18 protein-coding genes are annotated in these 23858 nt (G+C 64.1%); 7 read left to right on the plus strand and 11 right to left on the minus strand.

The genetic code is table 11. From position 1 onward, the window contains the following. Positions 1 to 167: 167 nt before the first annotated feature. The 7 genes from asnB (at position 168) to CHF15_RS40655 (ending at position 9213) form a co-directional block, all read left to right on the plus strand. On the plus strand, positions 168 to 2336 hold the full coding sequence (gene asnB, locus CHF15_RS40620) for an asparagine synthase (glutamine-hydrolyzing) (RefSeq protein ID WP_089228973.1): 2169 nt from the start codon (positions 168 to 170) through the stop codon (positions 2334 to 2336). An 11-nt stretch (positions 2337 to 2347) separates the two neighbouring features. After that, a complete protein-coding gene (locus tag CHF15_RS40625; RefSeq protein ID WP_089228974.1) occupies positions 2348 to 3385 on the plus strand; it encodes a diiron oxygenase in 1038 nt (345 codons plus the stop codon). After that, complete coding sequence (locus CHF15_RS40630; RefSeq protein WP_089228975.1) at positions 3382 to 4626, plus strand: MFS transporter; 1245 nt, start codon at positions 3382 to 3384, stop codon at positions 4624 to 4626. Before CHF15_RS40625 ends, CHF15_RS40630 begins: the two co-directional genes overlap by 4 nt. A gap of 121 nt (positions 4627 to 4747) precedes the next feature. Next, positions 4748 to 4960: a PqqD family protein gene (locus CHF15_RS40635; protein WP_179280200.1), complete on the plus strand. Its 213-nt coding sequence runs from the start codon at positions 4748 to 4750 to the stop codon at positions 4958 to 4960. 3 nt (positions 4961 to 4963) lie between these two features. Next, on the plus strand, positions 4964 to 5776 hold the full coding sequence (locus CHF15_RS40640) for a nucleotidyltransferase domain-containing protein (protein ID WP_089228977.1): 813 nt from the start codon (positions 4964 to 4966) through the stop codon (positions 5774 to 5776). Between the two features lie 332 nt (positions 5777 to 6108). Further along, positions 6109 to 6792 (plus strand): ArsR/SmtB family transcription factor, encoded by a 684-nt coding sequence (locus tag CHF15_RS40645; protein ID WP_179280201.1) that lies wholly within the window; start codon positions 6109 to 6111, stop codon positions 6790 to 6792. 843 nt (positions 6793 to 7635) lie between these two features. Then, on the plus strand, positions 7636 to 9213 hold the full coding sequence (locus CHF15_RS40655) for an ISL3 family transposase (protein WP_220093395.1): 1578 nt from the start codon (positions 7636 to 7638) through the stop codon (positions 9211 to 9213). Between the two features lie 278 nt (positions 9214 to 9491). On the opposite strand, the gene CHF15_RS46520 is transcribed toward CHF15_RS40655, so the two are convergent. The 11 genes from CHF15_RS46520 to CHF15_RS40705 form a co-directional block, all read right to left on the minus strand. Continuing rightward, complete coding sequence (locus CHF15_RS46520) at positions 9492 to 9614, minus strand: hypothetical protein (protein ID WP_265737428.1); 123 nt, start codon at positions 9612 to 9614, stop codon at positions 9492 to 9494. 1329 nt (positions 9615 to 10943) lie between these two features. Continuing rightward, positions 10944 to 11957, minus strand: coding sequence for a nucleoside-diphosphate kinase (locus tag CHF15_RS40660; protein ID WP_179280203.1), 1014 nt, complete (start codon positions 11955 to 11957; stop codon positions 10944 to 10946). Then, on the minus strand, positions 11954 to 12958 hold the full coding sequence (locus CHF15_RS40665) for a nucleoside-diphosphate kinase (protein WP_179280204.1): 1005 nt from the start codon (positions 12956 to 12958) through the stop codon (positions 11954 to 11956). The genes CHF15_RS40660 and CHF15_RS40665 overlap by 4 nt, the downstream gene beginning before the upstream one ends. Positions 12959 to 13885: 927 nt before the next feature. Next, entirely contained in the window at positions 13886 to 14860 is a 975-nt protein-coding gene (locus CHF15_RS40670) for a TauD/TfdA family dioxygenase (RefSeq protein WP_089228981.1), read from the minus strand. A 73-nt stretch (positions 14861 to 14933) separates the two neighbouring features. Next, the gene (gene solA / locus CHF15_RS40675) at positions 14934 to 16112 is read right to left on the minus strand and encodes an N-methyl-L-tryptophan oxidase (RefSeq protein ID WP_089228982.1); all 1179 of its coding nucleotides are present in this window, start codon (positions 16110 to 16112) and stop codon (positions 14934 to 14936) included. After that, positions 16109 to 16861 (minus strand): methyltransferase domain-containing protein, encoded by a 753-nt coding sequence (locus CHF15_RS40680; RefSeq protein WP_220093396.1) that lies wholly within the window; start codon positions 16859 to 16861, stop codon positions 16109 to 16111. Before CHF15_RS40680 ends, solA begins: the two co-directional genes overlap by 4 nt. A 118-nt stretch (positions 16862 to 16979) precedes the next feature. Continuing rightward, positions 16980 to 19238 carry an FAD/NAD(P)-binding protein gene (locus CHF15_RS40685; protein ID WP_089228984.1) on the minus strand — a complete coding sequence of 753 codons (2259 nt, stop codon included), beginning with the start codon at positions 19236 to 19238 and terminating at the stop codon, positions 16980 to 16982. Beyond that, on the minus strand, positions 19235 to 20392 hold the full coding sequence (locus CHF15_RS40690) for a 2-aminoethylphosphonate aminotransferase (RefSeq protein ID WP_089228985.1): 1158 nt from the start codon (positions 20390 to 20392) through the stop codon (positions 19235 to 19237). The genes CHF15_RS40685 and CHF15_RS40690 overlap by 4 nt, the downstream gene beginning before the upstream one ends. Beyond that, on the minus strand, positions 20389 to 21513 hold the full coding sequence (aepY, locus tag CHF15_RS40695) for a phosphonopyruvate decarboxylase (protein ID WP_089228986.1): 1125 nt from the start codon (positions 21511 to 21513) through the stop codon (positions 20389 to 20391). The genes CHF15_RS40690 and aepY overlap by 4 nt, the downstream gene beginning before the upstream one ends. After that, positions 21510 to 22448: an isocitrate lyase/phosphoenolpyruvate mutase family protein gene (locus CHF15_RS40700; protein ID WP_245939321.1), complete on the minus strand. Its 939-nt coding sequence runs from the start codon at positions 22446 to 22448 to the stop codon at positions 21510 to 21512. The genes aepY and CHF15_RS40700 overlap by 4 nt, the downstream gene beginning before the upstream one ends. A gap of 44 nt (positions 22449 to 22492) precedes the next feature. Continuing rightward, a complete protein-coding gene (locus CHF15_RS40705) occupies positions 22493 to 23857 on the minus strand; it encodes a class I tRNA ligase family protein (protein WP_089228987.1) in 1365 nt (454 codons plus the stop codon). Position 23858 lies beyond the last annotated feature (1 nt).

A 23858-nucleotide genomic window follows, 5' to 3' on the forward strand; every position in this document is an offset into this window, starting at 1 on the left:
GGCACTTTCATGCGTAAGTACGCGAAGCCCGCCGCCAAGTCCGTCACCCAGGGCACCGTCCTGCGTGGCACGGCCTGATCATGGCCGTCGGTGAGCGCGCCTGTTCATCGGGCGCACTCACCACCCTAATTCGAAAAAACGGTTAACGCGCCGCTGAAGGATTTCCCATGTGTGGACTCGCAGGATATGCCCGGCTCGATGGACAGGACCTCGGGCCGGAGTTCGACGGTCTCCTCAACAACTTCGCCGAACTGCTGCACCACCGGGGCCCTGACGAGCGCGAGTTGCTGCGCAGCGGCCCGGTGGGTCTCGCCTTCACCCGGCTGTCTCTGGTAAACCCGCAGGACGGCACTCAGCCGCTCATCAGCGACGACGGCAATCTGGTCCTGATTGCAAATGGCGAGGTGTACAACCACAAGGAGCTGGCCGCCGGGCTTCCTTCGGACGTACGGTTGAAGACCGGATCCGACTGCGAGGTTCTGCTCTACCTTTACCGCCAGCATGGCCTCGATTTCCTGCGTGACGTGCGAGGCATGTTCGCGATCATCCTTTGGGACCGAGCCCGCGGACAACTCGTTCTGGCGCGAGACCGTTTTGGTATCAAGCCGCTGTACTACCACCGCACCGACCAGCGCATTGTTCTGTCATCCGAAATCAAGGGTCTCTTCGCCGACCCTGCGACCCCTCGTCGGTTCGCCTGGGCGAGGGCCCTGTCCGTACCCACCGTCGCCGCCGCCCCCCGGTTCAGCGCGGAGCAGATGTGCACCTGGTTCGAGGGCGTGGAGAGCGTGCCTGCCGCCTCGGTGCTTCGCGTGGACCTGCGTGACGGCAAAACGGTGGAGCATCGCTACTGGGAACTGCCGACCGCGGCTGACGAGTCGACCAGCGCCGAGGGCTTCATCGAGCGGTACGGCGATTTGCTGGAGTCGTCGATCCGGGACTGCGCGACCGCCGACAGCGAACTGGGGCTCTTCCTGTCCGGGGGGATCGACTCGTCGATCGTCCTGGCCCTGGCAAGAAAGCAGGTGGAGGAGCTCCACACGTTCACTGCCCTGAGCGGCGGTACACGGGCCAACGGTGACGCCGAGCACTCCAGTTGGCTGGCTGACCAGTGGGGGATCCCTAACCACCAGGTGCTTTTCGAGCCTGGCCTTACGCCCACGCCCGAGCAGTGGCTGCGTCTGGTTTGGCTCACCGAGAGCCCCATGGTCGGCCCGGAGGTGTACTACAAGCACGAGCTTCACCGGTTCGCCCGTCAGGTGCGGCCGGAGCTACGTGGCATGCTGCTTGGCGCCGCCAGCGACGAGTTCAACGGCGGTTATTCCGAAGGCATGGGTGACGACTGGGCGGGCTTCCTCTCCGGACTGCGTGGGATGAACCGCACGACACGTCTTGACGGGATGCCCGGGCTCCGCTACTGGTGGGGCGAGGGCGAGGCGTTCCTGTCCGACAACGTCCTCAACTCGCAGGGCGCCGAACAAGACACTGACCTCTACGCATCGTATGTGTTGTCCGAGTACCGTAAAGTCCAGCAGTACAACGTCTGGCACGAGGACCGGACTGCCGCCGGCAGCGGTGTCGAGGCTCGCGTGCCGTTCCTCGACCACCGGATTGTGGAACTCACCTCATCCATTCCCGAACACCTCCGTCCCCGACTCTTGTGGGACAAGCGGATACTCCGCGAGGCCGTTGGATCGCGGGTCCCGCGACGCATAGCCGAACGGCCCAAGGTCCCCTTCTTTTACGGGAACGGCACGCACCACGCCTACGGCATGCTGGTGCGGCTGATGAATAGCAATGGGCGCGAACTGGTCGAGCGCGCCCTGGCGGCCCCAGGCGCCAGCACTTACCTGGACGCCGACAGCATCCGGCAAGGGCTGAACAACTTCGGGGAAGGGACGAGCGACTCGCCCTCCGTGGAATTGCTGATGCGTATAGTCAACATGGGCCTCCTTGCCGAGATGGCGACATCCGCGCCGCGGCTGGAATCGATGGACACAGGCACGGTACGCACAGAACTCAGGGTGCACAGCGATCTGCTGGCCGAAACCCAGAAAATCTTCGAAGCGGGAAGAAACTACGACCTGACGGCTGTGCCCGTCTCGGCCAAGGGACTCCTACTTCTGTCCGATGCCAGCGGCGACTGGTACCTCGCGAACGACGGGCAGATCGAGTTTGTGCTCGAACCGGAGAGCCCGATCGTCAGGGTGCTGCAGCGGATCGACGGGACGTCCACCCTCGCCACCGTGCTCCGCGAGGCGGACGTCAAACTCAAGGCCGTGGAGGAGGAGCTGGACGCGCTCGTCGACCAGCGGCTTGTCCTCTTCGTCGCATAACGGGAGCGCGCATGTATGTCCAACGATTCGAGGAGCAACTGCTCCGCGGAGACGCCACCGAACGCCCGCGCGGCCCGAAGTATGTTAGCCGTTTCGAACGCTGGGACGACCTGGCGAGTGTACGTCGCCGCCCTCGTCGCCACTTTGCTGCCGCAGAGCTGGAACTCTACTTTCCGCCCGAGCTGTACCCGGTGGTGAGGCATCCTTTGGTCGCGGCGAAGGGGAGCGCAGTCGTGAGGCGGCTGCTCCTTCAACGGCTCTATGACTACATGGAGTTCACGACCGAGCTGGAGACTCTTGCGGTCATCCCTGTTGCCACGAAGATCAGCCGGGGGCGTTCGGGGCTCTTCCTTCCCGAACGCATGATGTCGGACGCGTATAAGATCGTCACGGACGAGACCTGGCACGCGCAGTTCTCGCACGAGTTTACCTGTGAGATCGAGGCTGAAACCAGCGTGCCGTGGACGTTGAGGGGAACCCGTACCCCCCCCGCCTTCTTGCTGCGGCTCGATGAGATACGTGGACGGCTGCCACAGAACCTGCGGGGCGTTGAGGGCCTGCTCTTCGCCATAGTGAGCGAGACCCTGATCTCGGGGATGCTGTCCCAAATTCCGCGCGATGACAGATTGCCGATGTCAGTTCGCAACATTATCCGTGATCATGCGGAGGACGAAGGCCGCCACCACGTCTACTTCAGGTCCTTGCTCACACACCTATGGCCGGCACTCGCGCGGGTCGAACGGGAGGCTGTCGGTCCGCTTCTCCCCGGGGTCGTCTACGCCTTCCTGGAGCCTGACTATGCGCAGACGGCGCGTCACCTGCGGGATGTCGGCCTGACCATTGAGCAGATCGACCAGGCCATCACGGAGAGCTGGCCCGCCGGCCAGGTACAGAGCGATGTCGCCGCCGCGGCCTCACAACTGACGCGCTACCTCGGAGAGGTCGGGGCACTGCGGGACAAGCGCACCCTGGTTGCATTCGAGGAGGCCAAGCTGCTGGGCTCGAGGCACGAGGAGCCCGGCGACGTTCCCGAGAGGCTCGTGGGATGACGAACAGTCCAACCGCCACTGCCACCGCCACCGACTCCCGGACGTTCTGGCGATTCTGGTCTGCCTCCACTGTGAGTCGCACCGGATCGAATATAACGGCGGTGGCATTGCCGCTCGTGGCAGTGAGCAGCCTGCATGCCACAACTCTCCAGGTGACGTTGCTGGCCGCTGCGAGCCAGGCCGCTTGGCTTCTGCTAGGTCTGCCAGCCGGAGTCATTGTTCAGAAAGTTCCGCTGCGTGCCCTGCAGGTAACGATGGACCTGGTGCGCGTGGTGGCCATGGGATCCATACCAGTGGCCTGGTGGCTGGACCGACTCACGTTTGGACATTTGCTGCTGACGGCCCTGATCACGGGCCTGGCGACTGTGCTCTTCGACATTGCCAACTCCACATTCCTACCGGCGTTGGTCTCCAAGGACGAACTGACTGCGCGCAACAGCCTGATCTCGGCCACTGAGGCGGTCACCCAGACCGGTGCGCCGTCTGTGAGTGGACTGCTCATCAAGATCGTCGGAGCCGTCGACGTTCTCGTGATCGACAGTGTCAGCTACCTGATGTCGGCCGTAACGCTATGGACTCTTCCCGAGCGCAGGCCCAGACCGCTGCCGCAGGTGCCGGTACGGGCGCTCATACGCGAGGGATGCGCTTTTGTGATGCGGCATCCCGTGATGAGGCCGTGCGTGATCTGGGCAACGGTGAGCAACTTCTTCACCGCGGCCCTGATGGCTCTGACCCCGCTCTACCTGGTGCGGGAGGTGGGGGCCTCGCCCACCGTGGTGGGCCTCGTGATCGCCGCCGACGGAGCCGGATCACTGATTGGTTCGATGGTGGCGACCAGGCTCTCGGCATGGGTCGGCACAGCGCGCGCCATGATTGTGTCAGGGGCCCTCGGCGGTGCCACGGCGCTGGTAATACCGATGACGACCACGCTTGGCAATATCGGCTACTTCATTGTCGGCAACGCAACAGTCGCGATGGCCGTGGTGATCGGCAGCATCGTCACCAGGACTCACAGGCAGGTAGAGTCACCGCCGGAGCTCCTATCGAGGGTCATGGCAACGGTGCGGTTCATCTCATGGGGAGCGCTTCCCGTGGGGGCCTTCCTGAGCGGTGTACTCGCTGACTCGCTCGGTCTGCGCACGGCCCTGTGGATGGTCTGCGCGGGCTTCCTACTGGCGCCGGCGGTGCTCATGATGAGCACCGTGCGGAAGCTACGTGATCTGAGCGAGGTGCGGGTCTGACACCCCATACGTCGGACCCTAGTGGAAATACTGCGAAAAGGAGAAATCAATCCCCATGAATCACGTCGTCGATCGAAGCGAATCTGTGCCCCGGCGGGTTCTGGGGATCAGAATCCGCCGGATGAAGGACGATTTCTTGATCGGGGACGAGGACCGGGCGCTACTCATCGAGGACATCGCCGCGTTCATCTTCGCCTCGCTGGACGGCCACCGGAGCACTACTAAGGTGGCACAGCTCGTAGCCCAGGAGTACGGGGTCGACGAGGGAACGGCGTTGGCGGACGTCGTAGAGTTCCTTGGTGATCTGGCGGACCAGGGGATCATCGAATGGTGAGGCATGTTCAGGAGAGAGGCGTACGGCATGGGGAATAGGACCGCGGAAGACTGGCTGGCTCCGCTGCGGGAGCGGCATCTGATTCCCGAAGGGATCAGAGCCGCGTTCGTCGTCGGCTCTGTCGCTCGCGGCTGGCACAACCCGCGCAGCGACTACGACATCTACGTCGTCTCAGACTCGCTCTACGCCGCCGAGACGAGCGAGGCGATTCCGGTGCCACTGGAGCCCTCATTCGTGACTGTCGAGGTCTTCTACGCGCAGGAGAAGCGCTGGGAGGTGAAGTACTGGAGTGACTCGCAAATCGACCAGATGCTGGCCAAGGTCTCCTGGGACGCGTACGAACGAGGCAGCATTCCGGGGAACGCCCTCGCATCCATCGAAGAACTGACGCTCGCCCGTCTCGGGCACTGCCTTCCCCTGATCGGCGCCGACTGGGTCGAAGAGCGACGTAGCCAGCTTGGCAGGACGGCGTTCCGTTCGTTCGCCATCGCTCGCTCCCTGGGGGCGGCAGACACGTACGTCGAGGACGCGCTGGGGCAGATGGAGGCGGGTGACTTGGAGAGCGCAGTGCTCTCAGCCCGGCAGGCCTTCGGCCATGCCGTCGACGCCCTCCTCGAAGGCGAAGGGGAGTTCGGCAGTCACCAGCCGAAATGGCGTGCCAACAGGTTCAAGGCTGCTACTCCTGGGGTTCTCACCTTCGACGAGTACTGGGCGGTTGAGACTTTGCAGACGTACGACAATGCCGATCCTCTTCCCTGGATCAAGATGGTGCTCGCCTTGTGTCAGGACATCGCCATGCGGGTGGACGTCTCCTGAGGTCTGCGGCTGGTGCCGGCGTTCCGGGCACATGTTCTACGGAGTAACGAACAGGGGAATGACGAAGTGGCGCTACGAACTCGCGGTCGGTACGCGGCGTCGTGATTAGGATTGACGTTGACGAGGACACCCTCCGCACCGTCCGCTTGACATTCAGCCCCCTGTGGGAAACCTTCGGCAGCATCGGTCTCCTGGCACGGTACCGGGGCGAGGCCCCTTCGCCGTATACGGAGTGGGCGCGGGCGGTGCGTCTCACAATGCCGGTGGGTCTGGCGCGGGACTTGGCCGGGGTGCTACATGACTCTGGCCTGTCGCGTCTCGTTCCCGGGTTCGTGCCCCTGCCCGACCCTGCGCGGAACACGTTTGCGGCTGAATTCGACCACCTTCGCCGCATCAGGGGCAACCCGCCGGAGGAGCGCCACCTCTATTCATTGCTGGCGCGATACTGGGATGTTGCGCTTGCGCCCCACTGGAACCGGATCCGCTCCTCGCTGGAGGAGGAAATCTTGCTCCGAGGCCGCACGCTCGCCGTCGAGGGCCCCGAGGCGATGCTCGGAGAGCTGGGTGGCCGGGTGCTGTGGACCAGGCCCCGTCTCACCGTTCCTTACCACCGAGACCTGGACCTGACGATCACGAGGTCCCGGCTCCTCCTCGTCCCCACCGTGTTCTCCGGCGGTCTGAGGTTGCTAGTCGAAGATCGTGACGGGGTGGCCATGTCGTACCAGGCGCGGGCCACAGGTCGCCTGCGGATATTGACGGCCGGAGCCGATGGCGGGCGGAGCGAGGACCGGCTCGCGTTGCTGCTGGGTAAGGGGCGTGCACAGGTCGTACGAGCCCTGGAACTGCCAATGACGACTACTGCTGTGGCGGAGTCCCTGGGCTTGGCGAAGAGCACTGTCTCACAGCACTTGGCAGTGCTGTCTGGAAGTGGAGTCGTGTGGAAGCGGCGCATCGGTGCGAGCGTCTTCTACCAGCTCGACGAAAGCGGCCTTGCGTTGCTTAGGCAATTGGGTTGATGCCAAGGTTTGGCCGGACCGGAGCCTCCTCGCGCGATCAATGGCCTTGTGCTGCATGGGCAGATGGGGCGGCGGTACTTGTCGCCCTAAGACATCAGCCGACCGCACTGTCGATCCTGTGCCACCTTGACGGCGGGACGAAGCTGACCGATGCCGCCTTCGCCTTACTGAGGATTGATGCGTGATGTCGCCGGGGCTTGTGGCGAGGCCGGTGGCGATGAGGCAGCCGGTGATGATGGTGGGCCGGTACTGGATCTGGCGTGGCCCCGGCGGACTGCGGTGACCAGGTGCGTGTAGTCGGTGAAGGCGATGTTGGCCAGGCTGGTGCGTTGCAGGCTGGACCAGATCCCTTCCACGGGTTTGAGGTCGGGTGCATAGGCTGGCAACTAAACACGGTGAGCCAGTCCCGGGCCGTGGTCCAGGCGCGCATCGCACGACTGAGGTGCAGGCCAACGTTGTCCCAGACCAGCACGATCGGTCCGCCGAGCTTGGTGTGGGCGGCGGTGAGCAGGTCTCGTAAGTCCTTCCAGGAGAATCCTTTGCGGCCGTCGGGCCGCCGGTCACCGGTGTGTCGGAAGACCAACCGCGGCCGCTCGCCGGGCTTGTAGCAGCACAGAGCGGCCGCTGACAGGTGACGTCTGCTGCCGCCGTTGACCTGGATCACCGGGGTGACGCCTGTGCGGGACCAGGTGCGGGCGGTGTGCGGCGTCATCGAGAGGTTCAGCCAAGATTTTCGTGAAGCGATGACGCAGTGTCATGCCGGGTTGGGTGTGCACGGTTCGTGCTTTGCTGCGCCGGTGACGCGCTGGTCGTGGCAACGGGACCCTGTGACCGTGTGAGGTAATGCTGCAGCAGCTCTTCCCTCATCTGTCCGCGGTGCTGGTGGAACAGGTGCGCGTGGAAGAGGAAACCGTACTGGTCGTCGCGCGGACCCGTGATGGCACGGCCGTGCCCTGTCCTGACTGCGGTGGGCTGGCTTGGCGAGTCCACAGCCGCTACCGGCGGCATCTGGCCGACGCCGGCTTCGGCGGCCGCCGGGTCGTCATCGACCTGCGCGTCCGACGCCTGTTCTGCGACAGTGCTCACTGCGCTCGCCGGACCTTCGCCGAGCAGACAGCAGGTTTGACTGTGAGATACGGCCGCCGCACGGCCGTCCTCACCAAGATCGTGCAAACGATCGCCTTGGCACTGGCCGGGCGAGCCGGCGCCCGGCTCGCGGACGTCCTGCACATCCCGATCAGCCGGACCACCCTGCTCAATGTGGTGATGGCGATGCCCGATCCACCCCGGCCCGCATTGCGGGTACTCGGCGTCGATGACTTCGCCACCCGTCGCGGCCGACGCTACGGGACCGTACTCGTGGACCTGGACTCGCACCGTGTCGTGGATCTCCTGCCTGGCCGCGGGAAAGCACCCCTGGTCTCCTGGCTGGCCGATCATCCCGGCATCGAAATGGTCTGCCGGGACCGAGCCGGAGCCTACGCAGAGGCAGCAAACGTCGGAGCACCCCAAGCCCGTCAGGTCGCCGACGCCTGGCACTTGTGGGACAACCTGGCCCATACGGTCGAACGCACCGTGATCACCCATCGCTCCTGTCTGACACCGCCGCCGCCCCCGCAATCCGAGCCCACGCGCACAAAGGAACCTCCCGACCCCGCTCTCAACCCCGACACCGGCACCGAGAAATGGCTGGTCACCCGCACCCGAGAGCGATACCGGGCCGTCCAGGACCTGCTTGCCCAGGGATGGACGATCAGCGCCATCGGACGCGAACTCGGACTGGCCCGCCACACCGCCCGCCGCTACGCACGCTGCGAGAACCCCGAAGCCCTCGCCGACCGGGCCATCCGCACCACCCGGCTGGACACCTGGCGGCCCTACCTGATCAGCCGCTGGAACCAGGGATGCACCAACGCCTCCGCCCTCTTCCGCGAGATCCAGGCCCAGGGCTACCCAGGACGCACACCGCAAGCCGTGCGCCGCCTCCTGCGTCCCTTGCGTGACACTGCGAAGGCGGCACCTGCACCGCCGCCAAAACCGCAGGACCTCACCCGCTGGATCACCCGCCACCCCGGACGGTTACGAGCCGAAGAAGAACAGCAACTCGAAGACGTCCTGTCCCGATGCCCCGAACTGGCCAGACTGAGCACCCACGTTCATGCCTTCGCCCGCATGATCTGCGACCGAACCGGCACCGACCTCCCCGCCTGGATCCGCGCGGTCCACGCCGACGACCTACCGCAGCTGCACGCCTTCGCCGACGGACTCGACCGTGACTGGGACGCTGTCCTGGCCGGCCTCACCCTGCCCTGGAGCAGCGGCCCCGTTGAAGGCCACGTGAACCGGATCAAGATGCTCAAACGACAGATGTATGGACGCGCAAGCCTCCCGCTCCTCCGCAAACGAGTCCTCCTCGCATGACGCAGCGTCATCGCTTCACGAAAATCTTGGCTGAACCCGAAATGGGTCTGGCACAAGTTCCGTGCTCCAGCCACGCGTTGTAGTTGTTGAGCTCCCTTCGGGTGGTCGGAGGTCGCCTCGAAACGTCCCTAAAGCGTGTTGCAGAAGGCCGTGATTTTGCAGGTCAGGGCACGGTCATTGCTGTTGTGATCACACGGCCAGGGCGAGGTTGTACATGGTTATCGGCTTCCTCATTGGCCAGCAGGGATCGGCCGGGTTGTTTGCGGTGCGGGACGCGATCAGGCCGGTGTCGGGGCGCTGTCGCCGAGCACGGCAACGCCCTTCCACAGCTGCGGCATACCGGAGTCGCGCCACACGTGGGCGCCGGCCCTGTTGCCCGGCGCCGGGGGAGCGGCGGTCACGACCAGGCGAGTGTCGCCATCGATGATGACCTGCACGTTTGCGGAAAACGGGTAGTTGCGGCTCTCGAGGCACCGACCTTGCGGTCTCCGACCGGGATCAGCGTGCCCTCCACGATCCACATCCGGTCCGCGGCATTGACGGGAAGTGTGGCCGTTTCCAGCGCGAGGAGAGGCAGTAACCGCTGGCCGCGGCCGGCGAGACCCCGGAGAGCGGCGCCATCTGCCGCATGGTGAGGTCCGTCCGGTGGTAGACAGCCACCAGCAGCGCCCGGTCAGTAAGCGCCAGACTTTATGGCCGCCCGATGTGCGGCCCGTCGCCAACCCGGTCCCGCATCATCTTCAGCAACCGCTCGAAGTACTTCATCCGCAGCCCCGTGAACGTCTCCATCGGCAACAGGTCAGCCCTCAACACCTCACACGCACACGGGAAATGTCCCGTTCGCGGTCTTCTGCAAGACGCTTTGGTTCGGGTGCCACGGCCGAGATTTGGTGGCTGTGAACGAGGTGCTGTACCGGCTGCAGGAGCGGTTGTTTCCTTCGGCCACCGACGTCGATTTCGTGGCCGAGGACACAGATGGCGGGGTGATACGTGTCGAGACCCCGTGCACGTCTGCTGTCGCATCCTGCCCCGGCTGTGTTTCCGCTGGTCAGCGGGGATGACGTGTCGTGTCGTGTCTACGGTGGGGGCGCCGGATGCCGTCGGTGTTGGGGCTGTTGGAGGAGCGGGATTGTGCTGCTCGGCAGCGGGTGTATGTGCTGCAGGCGGAGTTGTGCGAGGCCGAGGCGACAGACGCCAGTAGCGGTGGTCGGTGACCGGCCGGTGACGGTGGCTGGTGCAGTGTGCGGCTCGATGGTGCTGGCGTGGCGGGATGGCCTGGAGGCCGTAGCGCGTCCACCGGCCTAGCGGCGGACTGTGGAGAGCATGGGTCGACCCGGGTGGTGGAGGGATGGACTTCCGGCGGCTCGCGGTGGCGCTGGTCTCCAGCCGGTACCGGCGAAGGCCGAGCGTCTGGTTGCGCGGGTTGGTTGGCCGAACAGAGCCCGGAAAGGTCAGCGTCCCACTTCGCGAGACGGCGGCTCATGACTGACCATGCTCATCGACCAGAGACCATCGCCTCCGAACTGTCGGTGCGGGTCTCGTAATCCCGGGCCAGACAGCGGGAGCGCATCAGCCATGCGAACGGTGCGCACCGTCAGCCACCTTTGGGCAGCACCGTGAATCCGGGTGTGTCGTCGCTGGCGTTTGACCACGGTCAGTGCGATCTGCAGGATGCTGCGGGCGAGATCGACGAGCTGGCCGGGGTCGGCTCTGGACGTGCCTGGACCTCATCAGACTGAGTCCACCCAGTCAGTGGTGATGGTGGGGACCGTGGGGGTGATGCCCGGAATGGTCATGACTTCGAGTGCACAGGTAAGGACAGTGAGCAGGTCCCAGTCTAGCGACCCCTGAAGGGAAGCCTCCCGGGCGGCTGGTATGAGCTGGCCTAGGGGGATGCGCATTCCCTCGGCCCGTTGTCTGGCCAGCCTGCCGACTAGTCCGTCCGTCCCAGCCAGCCGGAGCCAGCTCGCGTCGTGGTCGAAGTCATGCGCTGGATGCATCAGCTCGAGGTCGTCGAACACGGAAAGGGTCTCGGAAACCGCGTCGAAGTCACTGCGGATTCGTTCCCTCGTCAAGACCTGGCGCTCCACATCGCAGAGCACCGCGATCTCGCGTACGACATCGATGAGCTCGTCCGAGACATGGATGAAATTGAGCAGGCCGTTCACGACACCAAGCTGATACCTCAGGTGCTGGGGGCGCCGCAAGGCCATGTCGGATGGACCCTTCAACGAGTTGAGCCGGACCGATGCCGGAGGCGCCCCGGGAACCCAGTGTTCGTCCCTCAGAATCAGGCACACTGAGTCGGTCGAGGGGAGCACCAAATCCATGGCAGCGATCAGATCCGGTGAGGCTCTGTTGAACTGGTAGCGGTAGACCTCCCTGATGGACAGGCGATCATACCTGAAACGGATGACGTCCAGCGGCTTGAACCCCGCCGCTGAGAGGGCGTCAAGCGCCGGCCGAAGACGCCGCCCCACAACCGCTTCGGGCTTGAGCATACAGAGGGCCACACCGAGCATTCCTGGTATGTCTTCGGCAAAGATCCAGCAGCCCTCGCGGAAATAACTGTCAATCGCATACAGCTCCGATTTCCGGGTAGACCAAGTCACATCAAGCAGGATGTCGGGGCTGATATCGGTCAACGCAGTGGCAGGCGGTGCATCTCCGAGGAGCACGTTTTCATCTTTCTGTGACAGCTCGCGGGGGACGGAGGGAAAAGCATCTGAATTTACTTCGGTCATGTCAGCGCTGGGTTTCCGTCCGCCGGGCCGCTTTCCCATGCGGAGAGCTCGATATTGGGGAAGATTCGACCCACGCCGGGGGTATTGCATTCCACCGTGTGGGTCATGATGGATATAAGATCCCACAGGTCGCGGTGGTCGGCCGAGGGGTGCCGGGCCGCAGTGATCACTTCCTCTGCCTTGATGTCCCGACCCTGTGATCGCTCTCGAGCCAAGAAACCTGCGGGTGCCTTAGACTCCGCGAGCCGCTCCCAGCTCTTCTCGAGGTCGAGGTCGTGGGCCGGGACACTCTGCTCGATCTCAGCGAACGTTTCCCGAAGCTCGGCGCTCGCATCATGCCCTGACCGGATGCGGGCTTTCACGAGTTCCCTGCGTTCCGCCGGGCACAGCACCGAGAGCTCACGGATGACGTCGATCGGCTCGTCAGACGTGTGCAGGAAATTTAGTTGCCTGTTGACCGCACCCAAGCGGCGTCTGAGGTGGTGCGCATCACGCTGTGCCGGATCCGAAGGGCCCTTGAGAGAGGTGAGGCGAACGGAAGCCGGAGTCTGCCCGGGACGCCATCGGAGGTCCTTGAGCACCATCAGTATGGAGTCGGCGGCCGGCAGCATGATATCCATCGTCGCAATGCGTTCGCGGGAGGCGACGTTCATCTGGTAGCGCCAGGTTTCCCTGATCGTCAGACGGTCGTGCCGGAAGCGCATGGCATCAACCGGCAGGAAGCCGTTCTCGATAAGCGCTTGCAGGGCCGTGTGATATCGCCGCCCTGGAGCAGCTTCGGGTTTCAAGATGCCCAAGGTTACGCCCAGCACATCGTCTAGGTCATCCGAGAAGGTCCACAGTCCTTCTCGGAAATAATTGTCGACACTGTAAAGTTCCGCTTTGGTAAATGACCGAGTGAGTCTGACCAGTGCGGCATGAGGGATATCATGGTAGACGGGGTAAGATTTATTGGAAGCGGGTTTTTTAATCACTGGAGACCGTACCTGATCGGTAATCATTTCCTTATGGGCCTTCAAGCCGCGTGGTCGGGTGCTGGCGTGGCGCCAGCACCGAAATCGTACTTGCGGGACCAGGGCTGTTACAAGATTAGTTGATGTTTTGTTCGTGCTGGTCAGCAGGCCATGTCCGGGGCAGGCGAAGTTCTTTTGCGATCCAGGGCCCCTCAAAGAATTTCCTGAGTCTGTCATCTCCTGACGGCGTCCGGGGTGCGCTGAGGCGTGTCCTCGATGTCGAGATGTCCGCGCTGGTCTACAACCTGCATGACCTGCGTGGGACGCGTGGGTGTCAGCGCCTAACTCGGCGCAGTAACGCTGGGCGTTTTACGCGCCAGCCTGCTGTTTTGGATCCTTCCTGGCGATGGGGCAGTGGGCGGTCGCAGGTCCCTGGGCCACGCTGGAACGACTGGACTACGCTGCCGCGGGGTCTGGGGCTTGGTGAAGACGCCGAACTCGGACACGATTCGCCGCGTGGTCAACGCGGTCATGTAAGCGGTGATGATGCAGGACGGCGCGCTGGTCTCGCATGGTCGAAGATGGCGGACAAGGGCGGCGAAATCACCTGTTTCACTGCGCTGTCGGCCGTGCTTAAGCTTCAGGACGCGGTGGTGGTCGCGGACGCGTTGCACACCCAGGTGCGAGCACGCCAGGGTGCTGGTGGCTCGGCGCGCACTATGCCTTCCCGGCTAAACGCAACCACTTGGACCTGCGGAAGGCGTGCCGGAAAGTATCCTGGCAAATCATGCGGGTCGCCTTCCGCTCCACAGTACGCGCTTACGGTTGCATCGATACGCGCGTGGTGGGGCGTGGTGAGCTTCGCCGGCCTGGACCTCCCTTACGTGCGTCGGCAGCTCGCCCTCGCCCCGTATACCACCCACTCGATGTCTTCGGTATCTCCTGTGACCTGCACGCTCATGCCTGATACCCGGCCTAGCAACAGCCTTGCTTGCGGGACCACATTCGCAGCATGTACCGATTCACTTCGTCCGGCCGGTCTGTCGCCATGTCGATCTCCCGAGGTGCGTGGCGGTCGACGAACGCGGTGCGCGTGTGTAGAAACCGGTCATCGGCCGAGACGAGTGTCTGACCACGCCCGAGCAGGACGCGGGTCTGTACCGAGGACTGATCGAGGACGGCGTCGAAGAAGTCCAATGCCGCCACCTGTAGGCCCGTCAGCGGTTTGCCGATCTTCTCGTGGGCTCCCTCAATGTAGGTGCGGAAGTATCGGACCAGTGCCTTGCCGTCGTGGGAGTAGCGGATGATCGGCGATGCGAAAAATTCTACGGTGTTGGACATCCCCCGCTTCTCGAACCAAAACTCCCCCATAAGTACCTCGAGGACCTCGGGGTGGTGCAGCAGGATCTGGTGCGCTGAATCCGCATCGACCAGGATACTTTCCCCCCCGATGTACGCAGGCTGAGCACAGGAAAGCAGCAGATAGTCGATTGAGTCGACGTCGTTGACCGCGTCGTTGTGCATGTAGGCACCCTGCTTGGTCTGGTGGTAGCGGGCACCTGCCTCGATCGTCCGGCGGGACCCTCGGTCGTAGACCTCGACCATTCTCCAACCGTCGGTATTCTGGATCATGGGAGTACCCAGTGCGGTGCCCAGCAGCCAGGCGTAAATAGCCTGGCCGCGGAGCGACTCGATGCCGGCAACGCTGTCGTAGACGATGAAATGTGCGGTGTTGTCGATGACCCCGCGTGTGGCTTCGACTTCCGCCAAGAGATTCGGGCAGCGAGAAAGGTCCACATCGATGTCGTCGACTCGGCCTTGGGCGTGGCTCCGATCCAGCTCCGCCACGTACGAACGGATCTCCACGCAGGCTGCGTCCGAGAACGTGTGGAACGCTTCGGCCGGGGCCTCGAGGGTCCGCGGCTGGGTCGTTGTGGAAAGCGTCTGCATCTTGTGTCTCCTGTAATGCGCAGATAGTTGGGCCGTCGAGGGGAGGTCACTCCCTGGTGATGGGGACGGCCACTTAGGTCGATCGGTCGAAGCGGTCCGGGGCGAATGCGTCGATTGGGAAATCAGTTCGGCCGTGCAGCGCATACTGGGCGACAGCTGTACCCACCGCAGGAGCGTGCTTGAATCCGTGTCCGGAAAACCCGGTGCATAGCACGACGTCGGCCAACCGTGGGTGACTTCCAAGGACGAAGTGTCCGTCGGGGGTCCGGACGTCCATGCATGCCTCTGCTGAGGCCGTTATAGGCTGCAGTCCGGGGAGTGCCTTCGTGACGTAGGCGGAGACTGGTGCCGTCTCCACGGACACGGGATGCATGCCCCAGTTGTCATCGGGATGGGACAGCAGCCGTTTGGAGGGGTGCGGGCCGCCTAGGCCCACCTTCACCCCGCGTCCGTCGACATCCGGGATCCCCCAACCGTCGAGCCCGGACCCTACACGGATGAAGACGGGGAAGTTCTGAGTACCGTGACACTCCGTGTCATCCCGAAACCAGCAGAGGACGGAGCGCCGCACCTGTAGGGGCAGCTCCAGGTCGGGGACCAGGTCGTTGGTCCAGCCGCCGATCGCGAGAACGGTCTTGCGGGCACGGATGACGCCGGCATTGGTGAACAAGGTTGGTCCGTCCGCTTCGTGGCGGAGCTTAAGGCATCGCACGCCACTCAGTACGGATGCGCCTGCCGCTCGGGAAGCCTGAACCGCCGCGCGCACGGCGGCCTCCGGTCGCAGGACCCCGGCTGTGGGCTCGAAGAGTCCGATGTCCTTCCCCATGGGAGCGTGCTGGGGATACCTTGCCCTGAGCTCAGCGCTGTCGAGCCGTTCATAGGCCACGCCTACGGTTTCCGCTGTGACAGCGGCCGCCGAAACCAAGGGATGTCCGGGAGGACCGATCGTCAGACCGCCGCATTGGAGCAGCAGCTCCGTTCTGGTCGCTGCCTCCAGTTCCCGGTAGATCTGCAGTGAGGCGCGGGCAAATACACCGTAGTCGACGCCCTCGTGACAGAGAGTCCTGAAAATGCGGGATCCACCGTGGGATGCACCCCGCCGATGCCCCGGTACGTAGGGATCAAGGGCGATGACGTCGGCACCCATGGCGGCCGCGCGCCAGGCGACCATGGCGCCCATCACCCCAAGCCCCACCACGGCGAGGTCGTATCGGCGAGTCGTGGAGGACTCGCCTGCGTGGAACTGGCTCATCGCGCCTCACCCGGGCGCCGGGCCGTCAGTACTGTCCACACGATTTCGCCCGTGTCACACGAATTGATCTTGCGTTCCCAGCGGCTCAGGAGACGCTCGTACTCAGCCTTCCCCATCTCCTCCAGGAAGCACGCTCGTTCGGACAGCAGTCGTGTATGCCCTTCGAGCATGTTTGCCTTCAACTGGCTGCTGAGGTCTTCCATCTTGACCTCGGTGAACCCCACGTCCGTCAGCATCGTTTGGTAGGCGGCGGGAGAGATCATGTAGTGATCCCAGGCTGCCATCCGCGCGGTGTGTTCCGAGGAGCCGCCGCGTGGTCCGAGACAGTAGTCGGTGACCATGACTTGTCCACCCGGTCGGAGCACTCTGTGCAGCCGTCGCCAGAGTGCGAGCTTGTCCGCAAGGGGGACGAAGACCACGCAGTCTCTGCTCCACACGATGTCGAAGGAGTCGTCCGTGAGCAGATCCGAATCCCTTACGTCGCCCGTTGCAAAGGTGACACCTAGGGTCCCGCTCTCCTCGATCCGCTCCAGGCACACATCGGTCAGCTCGGCCGAGCTGTCCAGCCCGAGCACGGAGACTCCGTATTGAACAGCCAAGCGAAAGGCATCGCCGCCCAGGCCACTGCCAACGTCGAGAACTCTGAAATCCGCTCGGAGCCGGAGGCGGCCCGTCAGGTCGTTGAAGGTCTCCTCACTCGAGGGGCCTTGGTACCCGTGACCGTAGAGCCGTTCGTGACGGAGGGCCACGGCGCGTGAATAGCGCATCGCAAGGTACGTGGACTGGGTATGGGGCATGGCTGGTATTCCCTCGGAGTGACAGGGCACGGTTGGGGGTAAGGAGTGCGGACTGGACCGCGCCCTGGGCTCAGCCGACGCCAATCCCGATGCGGTCCAAACCCTGCTGATCCGGCTTGCGCGGGTGAGCCAGGTGATGCCACAAAGTTCGGGCCCAGGTGCCGATGTCACGCATGACGTAGTGATCGCGGCCTGGCTTGAGAGCGTCCATCAAGAAGGTCCTGTGACCTCTAGCTGCTGGGCCAAGCACGGTAATCCGTGGTTCTGAGCCTCCATCTGCGCGTACTGGCTGGAACTCGGCCGTCAGCTCCAGTCCCCCTGGCACGTAGTAGTTGCCGTCCGCATCTTCGTTGCGCCATTGCCGGCAGATCCCTGCCGAAAGCAGGTCCCGGTAGAGCGGTGAGGCATCTTGATACGGATCGAAGGTGTGTAGACGTGCGTCGGCGAGGACGTCGACCCGCCTGCTCGTGCCAGTGAGCGGGCCTTCGATCGTGAAACCGCCGGAGCCGTCGCCTCGTACGGTGGCTCCCGGACCGACCGAGATGTCGAGCAGTCCGTGTCGTATCAAGGCGCGGATGCGTTCCATCACCTCTAGCCCGGCGCCATTGGCAAGCCGGTTGTGGTGGCGCACGTACCGCTCGGCGAAGGTGCGCTGTGCATGAGGTGTGAGTCCGGCATCGTCGACCGCGTAGCAGATGACCTCGCGCAGGTCCCGCCAGACCCCGTCGGCTGCGGCCTTGTGCGGATTGTCGATGTTTCCTTGAAGTGCCCAGAGATGGTCGCGTCGCATCATGTCGAGGACGGCTTCCCTATAGTCGCCCGGACTCATCGCGGTGCTGATGCCGAGTGGCGTCAGGGTACGCTTCCAACTGAAGCGGTTTCCTGCCGGCGTTTCGTCGAGTGCCCAGGGTGATGTCCATGAGGCACAGGCCTTGACCAGGGCTGCTGGGCTTTCGGCCAACAGCCTGACCTGCTCCTGGGCTTCCGGCCCGAAGACCACACCGATCCAGTGCCGCACCAAGCCTTTCGGGGAGGGCATTGATGCCTCGACGTGATCCACCGCTCGGCCCTGTACCAGCATCGTTTCCAGAGTTGTGACGAGCAGGTCCGCACCGGCCAGGAGGGGTGCGAGCAGCGCTTCCGGTCCTTCGCCGTGGTGGTGCCCGGCCAGGAAACGTCGGAAGTCAGGCATGGCGAGGCCGGCTAGCCACTCGGCAGCCTCGGCCCCGAACAGTGCACGATAGTGCAGGTAGGCCATCTCAAGGACGATGACGGGCAGCAGATGCCGTTCGAAGTCGAGCTGTCGGCGGACCGGACCGCCCAAGCTGCCACCCCGTGTCCCGTGAATGGTGCGCAGTGCGTCCACGGTCCCATGGGAGAGAAAGACCCCGCGGTGTTCCAAGCGGGCAGGGTCCACGGCCTTGTTGTTCGTGGGTCGCGCGAAGGTGAACAATCCGGAGTTGCTGAACGCGACGATTGAAGAGGGTTCGTCGCCGCTGGGTTCGTAGACGAGGTCCCCTATGGGTGATGTCACGAATGTGCCACCGCGGCCCTCGGTCAGATGCAGGATTGCGTCAATGGCCGTAAGACCGGTGCCGGCGCAGCCGACCGTCATTTCGGGGCCGGTGGTTGCTTGGGGGAGCGACTTGTCCAGCGGGTACACGTACGGGATGTACGTGCCGCCGTTGTGGGCGGCAGAGTCGAAGAGGGGTCCGTGTACGGGCGAGCGGCGCGGGTCGTGTGCGGTGTGGCCCGTGATCATCAGGATGTGGTCGGCCTGTGAACTCTGGCCGTCCGCGGTGATCACTTCGAGCGGCCCGTGTCGTTCGTCATCCGAACCGGAGATCTCGCGTATGCCTACGACGTCACGAGCCTCGAGGCTGACCTCTACGTCGGGGTGGGCACGGAGCTCGGCGATGTAGGTGGCGCACATGTCGGTGAGTGCCAGCCCGTGCACGTATCGTTTGGGCCAGCTGTTCGGCTTTACGTCAAAGTCGGTCTCGCCGGTCAGGGCGAACTGAGACCGGCACCAGTCGTACAGGGTTGGACGATCCGCCGGATTGCGCAGCGGTCCTGCCCCGATGCTGCTCTCGTCGGCCGCGAAACCCACTTCGCAGCTAATCCGGTTCAGGTAGCTGGACCTCGGCTGTGAGGGACTGTGCGCGGTGCCTGCCCCGAACTCACCGGTCCGCTCATAGACCTGGATGTGCAGCTTGGTACCTGGTTCCAGCCGCCCGATCGTCGCGGAGAGGCGTTCCAAGGCATAGGTTGCGCGAGGCCCACCACCGATGATGGCTAGGCGGTGTGTGCGGTGGGACGGCCGGTTCATGAAGCGCTGCCCGGATGCTCCGGCGCTTTCTTGCCGAGGAAGGAGGCCAGCGCGGCGAGGAAGCGATCGACGTCGTCAGCCGTCATGCGGCCCATGGTAGAGAGCCTGAAGTATGTAGGTGCCAGCTGCTCTTGCGCGGTGTAGATGACGAACCCCTGCTCTTTGAGCCAGGCGTGCAGGTCGTTGTAGGGCACTCCTGCAGGCAGGCGTATCGCGGTCAGCGCGACCGCTCGCTGCTCGGCCGGCAGCAGGAATTGCAGGCCGAGGCAGGCCAGTCCAGACCGCAGCCGTTCTGCGAGTTCACGGTAGCGGGAGTGGCGTCGGTCGGTGCCCTCCTCAAGCGCCAGATCGAGGGCCTGGTCGAAGGCGTAGTAGGCGGGGATCCCCGGAGTGAAGGCGGGTGCGGCGGCTCCGGCCTGCGCACGGTAGTGGCGGTGGAGGTCCAGGTAGTACCCGCGCCTGAGCCCAGAGGAGAGCGCCTCCAGGGAGGTTTTCCTGGCACAAACGAATCCGAGCCCTGGCAGGCCTTCGATGCACTTGTTGGATGACCCGGCAAGCCAGTCGATGTTGTCTCGATCCATCAGGATGTCCTCGGCACCGACGCTGCTGATGGCGTCGACGATCACCTCGCGGTGGTGACGGTGCGCGATCGCGGTGATCTGGGCGACCGGGTTGAGCATGCCGGTGCTCGTCTCATGGTGTACCACCGCCACGTGGGTCAGGCCGGGGTCGGCCGCCAGGGCCGCGTCGACCTGCTCCAGGTCGATTGGAATGCCCCATCCGAACGACAAGCGGTGGGAGCGGATGCTGTAGCCCGCCGCTATCTCGCAGAAGCGCTCCCCGTAGTGTCCGTTGTCGAGGATCAAGAGGCCGCCAGCCTCGGGGACTGCCGAGGCCACGATGGCCTCGACCGCAGCGGTGCCCGAACCGGTCAGGATCACTGATGTGTACTCGGGGCCGCCTCCAGAGATCTGTACGACCTTGCGACGTACCCGGGTCATCAGGTCACTGAACTCGGGCTCCCTGTGGCACAGATCAGGCCCCGCTAGTGCAGCGCGGACGCGATCGTCGGTGTTGACCGGACCCGGGTTCATGAGAATCAACTGTCGGCTGCTGAAGTCTGCGGCAACCGTGACATCGAGAGAGGAGCTCATGAGGCGAGAGCCTTCTGGAATCGCTGGGCGGACACGGGGGGTGACAGGGCGGGGCGGCCCAAGTTCGGGTCGGACCCGGACGCAATGTGGACGCGAATGAGGGACGGTCCGTGGGCTGCGCGCGCGGCCGCCACCGCTGTGTGCAACCCCTGTTCGTCGGACACCTGTGTCGTGAACTGGTAGCCGCAGGCGCTGGCGAGGGAGGGAAAGTCCAGGTGGCTCGATCCCGTGGGCTGGTTTCCCGTGGACTCATAGGCTGCGTTGTCGAGCACGAAGTGCAGGAGGTTTGCCGGTGAGAGTCGGCCGATCGTTGCCATCGCCTCTAGACGCATCAGGGCAGCACCGTCGCCGTCCAATACAGCGACTTCCCGGTCCGGAGCGTGCAGAGCGACGCCGAGGGCGATGCTGGAAGCGCAGCCCATGGAGCCGACTACGTATAGGTTCTCAGGGCGATCCCAGTCCCGTTCAAGTTCTCTGGCGGTCTTCCCGGTGGTGGCGATCAGGAGGGTCCGCGGAGCGAGCTCACCGACGATCGCGCCGATCGCGGCGGCTCTGAGCATGAGCCCCGACTCGCCCACCGATCCGGAGGCGTCGGTGGTGGTGCTTGCCCGGTACGGCGCAATGGCTCCCTTGGGTACTACGAAGGCGAACGGAAGCCCAGTGCTATCCATGTACTGACCGGCTGCTGTGAGCTGCTGGTGCAACGCCTCCTCCTCTTGGGGAAGCGTCGCATACTGGATTTCCATCGCACTGAGTTGACCAGGCGTGATGCGTCCCATCAGCTCGTGCTGAGGTTCGTCTGGACGACCTGGCTCACCTCGCCAGGTCACGAACAGCAGGACAGGCAGGCGCAGGGTGTGGCACAGCGTGGCGAGTGGATTCACGGCGTTGCCCAGGCCGGAATTCTGCATTATGACCACTGGTCGTCGGCCGGCCAGGCGTGCGCCGGCCGCGAGCGCGACGGCCTCTCCCTCGTTGTTGACGATCGAGTACAGGTCCGGGTGTTCGTCTTCGAGGCAGCTGATGACCGGTCCGAGGAATGAGCAGGGGACACCGGTGAACGGGCCGTAGCCCGCGTCCAGGAGGGCGCGAACCAGGGTTCCGGGATCCAGAGCCGTCACTGGTCGTCCGTCTTGCCCGAGTTCGGCAAGAAGCGTGCTTCGTCAGCCATTACCTGCGGCATTCCCTGCAGGTCGAACACCGTCTTCATTGGCGCGATCCGGTCCTCGAGAGCGGTGGTGCGTCCGTCACGCAGAATGGTGTCGAATGTTTCGGAGACCGCGCTGATTCCGGCTCGCAGGCCTTGGTTGGCGTAGATCACCATCTTGGCACCAGCTGCTGACAGCTCATCGGCGGTGACGGTGTGATAGGTGGTCGGAACTACAACGACCGGGAGGTCCGGCTGCCAGCGGCTCAGGAACTCGAGTACCGGCTCCGCTTCGCTCCCCTTGGCGTGGATCAGTACGGCATCGGCACCCGCAGCCGCATAGGCTTCTCCTCTACGCAGCGCTTCCTCCATGTCCCAGCCGGCAATGAGCGCTTCGATCCGGGCGATGACCATGAAGTCGGGGTCTTCCTGGACACTCTTGGCAGCGCGCAGTTTGCCAGAGAACTCCTCGATCGAGGCGAGCTTCTGACGTCTAGGGATGAAACTATTCACCTTGGGGAAGAGCTTGTCCTCGATGGATACGGCCGCAATTCCAGAGGCTTCGTAGCGGCGGATCATGTGCATGACGTTAAAGGCATTGCCGTAGCCAGCATCGCAATCGGCGACTACAGGGATGTCGACCGCTGCCGCCAGTGAAGCCGCCACGGTGTGAAGTTCGGTCATGGTGAGGATGTCGGTGTCGGGTAGGCCCTGGGACGCCGAGATCTCCAGCCCGCTGGACCACACACCGTCGAAGCCCGCCCGCTCCGCCAGTCGGGCACCCAGTGGGTTGTGCGCACCCACGATGCGGGTGATCCCGGGTCGCATGAAGAGTGCCCGGAGTTTGGCCGCGCCGGTTCCCGGCTTGGGTCGAGGCATGGTGGGTGCGGTGAGCTGCGGAGATGTCATTGGTCAGTCCTTCGATTCGAGCAGGGCTTGGTCGCCCAGCGTGGTCAGGAGAGCACGAGGTGTCCAGCCAGCTCCGAAAGCATGCTGTCCATCGCGTCTGCCTCTTGTTCGTTGCCGGCTGAGCGGGAGTGCGCCGCATAATTGCGGCCCTTAGCAAAGACGTTGAGGATGCTCTCGACACTGAACTGGCTCGGAGTGGTGAGCTCCAGGAGCCGGGACTGCAGGGCGAGGGCTGCCTGGCTCTGGTTGCTAGCCGTTGTGGTGACGGTCGCAGCCAGTTCGGTAGCTACGTCGTAGTTCCGGTTGCTGTACTCCGGGCAGCTTGAGGCGAGTCCGGTTCGAAGACGGGGCAGCGGGCCGGTCTCCCGTAGGTCGGCAGCCCAGGTCGCATTGTTACGGCTGGAGGAGACCTTGGAGTTGTTGAGCAGCAGGAAGTAGCTCGCCTGGAGGGACGTTGGGAGCATGCTGGGGATACCGAGGCGCAGGGAGAGGTAGGGGAACAGGAAGGAGTAGTAATAGGAGTTGTCCACGCCGAAGAAGTAGGCGAGAGCGGGGGGCTCGGGAAGCTCTGTTAGAGCTTCGACAAGCGCGGGGAATGTCTGGTTCGTGTCGATTCCGGCTGCGGTCAGGACCCCGTAGAGGTGACTGAAGTAGATCTCGACCCAAGGGTTGAGCGCCCCCGGGATCCCCTTGGGAAATACGCCGTAGTCGGTGGAGTAGCTGAGACCGAGGCTGTGTGCCCCGAGGTTCTGGAACATCGACTTGATGCGGCGGTTCCCACCGACGGCGCGCGCCACGGTGCGGTAGACCTCGTCGATGTCCCCGACATCGAATGAAAGTCGTTGTGTGCGGCCGTCGCTCTCGTCGACGTGGCCCCTCGCTCCGCAGGTCCCGCACGACGCGGACAGCATGCTGTCGTACAGTTGCGGGGCGCAGCAGTTCTCGCAGACGTTCTCGTACGCGTCGTGCAAGCAGTGCGGGCAGAAACCTCGGACATTGGACTCGAACAGAGACGAGTTGCAGTCCGCGCAGACACGGCTGGTCCCCTCGGATACCTCGATCTGCTGGGTCAGCGTGGAGATGGCCGAGTCTAGGAAGCGCAGGTAGTTGGCAGACTCGTTGTCCACGACCAGGTCATGGACGATGCCGAATGCGGCGAAGTCGCTCCGGATGCCTTCCCTAGTCTCTACCAAGAACTCACGTGTGTCGCGTCCGAGCTGACGTGCCTTCCTGGGCACGTAGCTCTGGTAGGTATCGATGTGGGAGAGGTGGGCGACAGACTCTCGCCCGAGGTACCGAGCTAGGCGGACGAAGAGGTCCGCGCGCAGATAGGGACCCGCCACATGGCCTATGTGCAGCCTGCCGTTGGGGGTGGGTGGCGGCGTAACGACGATCAGGGGGGCGGCCATC

Source organism: Actinacidiphila glaucinigra, assembly GCF_900188405.1.
In the GTDB taxonomy this organism is placed as follows: Bacteria; Actinomycetota; Actinomycetes; order Streptomycetales; family Streptomycetaceae; genus Actinacidiphila; species Actinacidiphila glaucinigra.

Coding starts and splice junctions, on each gene's coding strand:
- solA (WP_089228982.1), bottom strand. CDS start 16,112: ATGAGCCAGTTCCACGCAGGCGAGTCCTCCACGACTCGCCGATACGAC.
- CHF15_RS40655 (WP_220093395.1), top strand. CDS start 7,636: ATGCTGCAGCAGCTCTTCCCTCATCTGTCCGCGGTGCTGGTGGAACAG.
- CHF15_RS40700 (WP_245939321.1), bottom strand. CDS start 22,448: ATGACATCTCCGCAGCTCACCGCACCCACCATGCCTCGACCCAAGCCG.
- CHF15_RS40625 (WP_089228974.1), top strand. CDS start 2,348: ATGTATGTCCAACGATTCGAGGAGCAACTGCTCCGCGGAGACGCCACC.
- CHF15_RS40670 (WP_089228981.1), bottom strand. CDS start 14,860: ATGCAGACGCTTTCCACAACGACCCAGCCGCGGACCCTCGAGGCCCCG.
- CHF15_RS40635 (WP_179280200.1), top strand. CDS start 4,748: ATGAAGGACGATTTCTTGATCGGGGACGAGGACCGGGCGCTACTCATC.
- CHF15_RS40640 (WP_089228977.1), top strand. CDS start 4,964: ATGTTCAGGAGAGAGGCGTACGGCATGGGGAATAGGACCGCGGAAGAC.
- CHF15_RS40630 (WP_089228975.1), top strand. CDS start 3,382: ATGACGAACAGTCCAACCGCCACTGCCACCGCCACCGACTCCCGGACG.
- CHF15_RS40685 (WP_089228984.1), bottom strand. CDS start 19,238: ATGAACCGGCCGTCCCACCGCACACACCGCCTAGCCATCATCGGTGGT.
- CHF15_RS40690 (WP_089228985.1), bottom strand. CDS start 20,392: ATGAGCTCCTCTCTCGATGTCACGGTTGCCGCAGACTTCAGCAGCCGA.
- CHF15_RS40660 (WP_179280203.1), bottom strand. CDS start 11,957: ATGACCGAAGTAAATTCAGATGCTTTTCCCTCCGTCCCCCGCGAGCTG.
- CHF15_RS40665 (WP_179280204.1), bottom strand. CDS start 12,958: ATGATTACCGATCAGGTACGGTCTCCAGTGATTAAAAAACCCGCTTCC.
- CHF15_RS40705 (WP_089228987.1), bottom strand. CDS start 23,857: ATGGCCGCCCCCCTGATCGTCGTTACGCCGCCACCCACCCCCAACGGC.
- asnB (WP_089228973.1), top strand. CDS start 168: ATGTGTGGACTCGCAGGATATGCCCGGCTCGATGGACAGGACCTCGGG.